The following is a 1,037-nucleotide window of genomic DNA, read 5'->3' as shown; positions in this document are numbered from 1 at the left end:
TCGAAGTGCTGCTGCTGACCGAGCGCATGCGCGAGCAGAACCTGCCGGCGCACCGCCTGACCCTGAGCAACACCCTGAGCATGTACTGGACCGTGGCGCAGATGGTTGCGCACCACAGCGTCAATGGCTGCCAGCTGCAGCCGGGCGATCTGTTCGGCTCGGGCACGCTGTCGGGCGCCCAGCCGGGTCAGTTCGGCAGCCTGCTGGAAATCACCCAGGGCGGCAAAGTGGCGGTCGAGCTGGCCAGTGGCGAGGTGCGCAAGTTCCTCGAAGACGGTGACGAGATCATCCTGCGCGCACGCTGCACGCGCGAAGGCATGGCCTCGATCGGCTTTGGCGAGTGCCGCGGCAAGATCCTGCCGGCCAAGTGAGAGGGTAGGGCGATGGAGCTGTATACCTATTACCGTTCGACCTCGTCGTACCGGCTGCGTATTGCGTTGGCCCTCAAGCAGCTGGATTACCAGGCGCTGCCGGTCAACCTGCTCAAGGGCGAGCAGCGCCAGGCCGCGTTCCTGGCGTTGAACCCGCAAGGGCGGGTGCCGGCACTGCGCATCGATTCGGGCGAATTGCTGGTGCAGTCGCCGGCGATCATCGAGTACCTGGAAGAGGTGTATCCACAGCCGGCGTTGCTGCCGGCCGCGCCGGTGCTGCGTGCGCAGGCGCGTGGCGTGGCGGCGCTGATCGGCTGCGATGTGCATCCGTTGCACAACGTCAGCGTGTTGAACCAGCTGCGTGCGCTGGGGCATGACGACAGCCAGGTGAATGCCTGGATCGGCCACTGGATCACCCAGGGGCTGGCGGCGGTGGAGCAGTTGATTGGTGACACGGGGTTCTGTTTCGGCGATGCGCCGGGGCTGGCGGACGTGTACCTGATCCCGCAGTTGTATGCGGCCGAGCGCTTCAATATCGACCTGTCGGGATGGCCGCGCATTCGTCGCGTGGCGGCGTTGGCCGAGGCGCATGATGCGTTTGTGCAGGCGCATCCTTCGCGCCAGCCCGACACTCCCTGAGCATTGCGCGGGCCCCTTCGCTGGCAA

General features: G+C 66.2%; 2 protein-coding genes. Both read left to right on the top strand.

The genetic code is table 11. The features are described from left to right. A partial coding sequence (locus G3436_RS26460; RefSeq protein WP_178116625.1) for a fumarylacetoacetate hydrolase family protein occupies positions 1 to 371 on the top strand: 371 nt, incomplete at its 5' end. A 12-nt stretch (positions 372 to 383) separates the two neighbouring features. Then, complete coding sequence (gene maiA / locus G3436_RS26455; RefSeq protein ID WP_163951288.1) at positions 384 to 1,010, top strand: maleylacetoacetate isomerase; 627 nt, start codon at positions 384 to 386, stop codon at positions 1,008 to 1,010. Positions 1,011 to 1,037 lie beyond the last annotated feature (27 nt).

It is taken from the genome of Pseudomonas brassicae (assembly GCF_010671725.1).
Classification (GTDB): Bacteria; Pseudomonadota; Gammaproteobacteria; order Pseudomonadales; family Pseudomonadaceae; genus Aquipseudomonas; species Aquipseudomonas brassicae.
The sequence above is the reverse complement of the archived record's forward strand: the minus strand, read 5'-3'. Positions and strand labels throughout refer to the sequence as shown.

What these genes read in the sequence shown, in the direction of transcription:
- maiA (WP_163951288.1), top strand. Translation starts at nt 384, where the DNA reads ATGGAGCTGTATACCTATTACCGTTCGACCTCGTCGTACCGGCTGCGT.